The organism is Bacillus sp. P4_D3 (assembly GCF_056401855.1).
The window spans coordinates 1-2,245 of the sequence record NZ_JBFUIN010000515.1; the positions used below are offsets into that span (position 1 = coordinate 1).

The 2,245-nt window shown below is 38.3% G+C and carries 1 protein-coding gene and 1 other annotated feature; the gene reads left to right on the top strand.

From position 1 onward, the window contains the following. The first annotated feature begins 96 nt into the window (after positions 1-96). Positions 97-335: a binding site (T-box leader), on the top strand. A gap of 55 nt (positions 336-390) precedes the next feature. Beyond that, positions 391-2,245, top strand: a 1,855-nt coding sequence (gene ileS / locus AC1DTM_RS23455) for an isoleucine--tRNA ligase (RefSeq protein WP_477001010.1), incomplete at its 3' end; no start/stop codon positions are given.

Here is a 2,245-nt window from a genome sequence, read left to right on the forward strand (position 1 = left end):
GTATAAGAATAGAGAAAAAGGGTATAAATAAAAATATATTTTGAATTAGTTGACAATTAATTGCCCAATGGCATAAAATAACTTTTAATAAAGTATACAAATCTGAAGACGAGAAAGAGTAAAATAGTGAGCTGTTCCCCAGAGAGCCGGTGTATTGCTGAAATCCGGTGTGCAGACGTTATTTGAAAATCATCTCCGAGGAGCCGTGGCTGAATAAAGTAAGCTCGGACGGATGTCTACCGTTACAAAGAACGCGTATGTTAGTACGTTGCTAAGTGCTATTAGTGAAAAGCTAATAGAATTAGGGTGGTAACGCGGGTAAACCCGTCCCTACTTCATAGGGACGGGTTTTTTGTGTGCTTTTTAAAAAATTCAAAGGAGTGATTGTACATGAAAAAAGTAGATGTCAAAGAGTCAGCTGTAGGGAGAGAAACACGTATTCGTAAGCAGTGGAACGAACAAAGTATTTTCGAGCAATCAATTCAGAATCGAGAAGGCGCACAATCTTTTGTGTTTTATGAAGGGCCACCAACTGCGAACGGATTACCACACGTCGGCCATGCACTTGGGCGGGCGATTAAAGATTTAGTAGCGAGATATAAAACGATGGCTGGATATAAAGTTTTAAGAAAAGCCGGATGGGATACACATGGATTACCTGTAGAATTAGGTGTTGAAAAACAACTTGGTATTTCAGGTAAACATGAAATCGAAGAGTACGGCATTGAACCATTTATTCAAAAGTGTAAAGAAAGTGTATTCACATATGAGAAGCAGTGGCGTGAATTTACGGAGAGTATTGGATATTGGGTGGATATGGATGATCCGTACGTTACTTTAGAGAATCCATATATCGAAAGTGTATGGAATATTTTAGGGACGATTCATGAAAAAGGCTTGTTATATAAAGGGCATAGAGTTTCACCATACTGCCCAAGCTGTCAAACATCTCTTAGTTCACATGAAGTTGCACAAGGATATAAAACAGTGAAAGATTTAAGCGCGACAGTTAAGTTTAAAGTGAAAGATAGTGAAAATGAATATTTCCTTGGATGGACGACAACACCGTGGACACTCCCAGCGAATGTTGCACTTGCCGTACATCCGAATATGGAATACGTTAAAGTGAAACAAGAAGGGTATGTGTACATTGTTGCGAAAGAACGTGTACAAGAAGTACTAAAAGAAAACTATGAAGTACTATCTGTTCATAAAGGTGAAGAATTATTAAATACATCGTACACAGCACCGTTTCCGATGAAGGAAGTTACAAATGGATACCGTGTTATTGCGGCAGATTTTGTTACTGCAGATAGTGGTACAGGACTCGTTCATATCGCTCCAGCATATGGGGAGGACGATTATAAAGTCGTTCAAAGTGAAGGGTTATCGTTCTTACATGTTGTAGATGAAAAAGGTGAGTATACAGAAGCGGTACCATTTCTTGAAGGTAAGTTTGTAAAAGAATGTGACGTTGATATCGTTCGTTATTTAGCGAAGGAAGGTTTACTATATCATAAAGAAAAATATGAGCATAGCTATCCACATTGTTGGCGCTGTGATTCACCATTACTTTATTATGCAGGAGAAAGTTGGTTAATCCGAACAACTGAGATTAAAGAAACATTTTTACAAAATAATGATACTGTCACGTGGTATCCAGATCATATGAAACATGGACGCTTTGGTAAGTTTTTAGAAAATATGGTGGACTGGAATATTAGCCGAAATAGATATTGGGGAACACCGTTAAACGTATGGGAATGTGAAAGCTGTGATCATCAATTCGCACCGAAAAGCATTGCCGAATTAAGAAAGCATAGTACGAAAGAAACACCTGAAGATTTAGAATTGCATAAGCCATATGTGGATGAAGTAAAAGTATGCTGTGAAAAATGCGGAAGTACAATGAATCGAACACCAGAAGTAATTGATGTTTGGTTTGATAGTGGTTCCATGCCTTTTGCGCAATATCATTACCCGTTTGAAAATAAAGAGTTATTTGAAGAACAGTTTCCAGCAGATGTAATTGCGGAGGGAATTGATCAAACACGCGGCTGGTTTTATAGTTTATTAGCGGTATCGGCACTATATACAGGGAAAGTACCATATAAACGAGTATTATCACTTGGGCATGTTCTAGATGAAGAAGGACAGAAAATGTCTAAAAGTAAAGGTAACGCACTAGATCCTGTTGATTTAGTAGAGAAGTTTGGTGCCGACGCTCTAAGGTGGGCTCTACTCG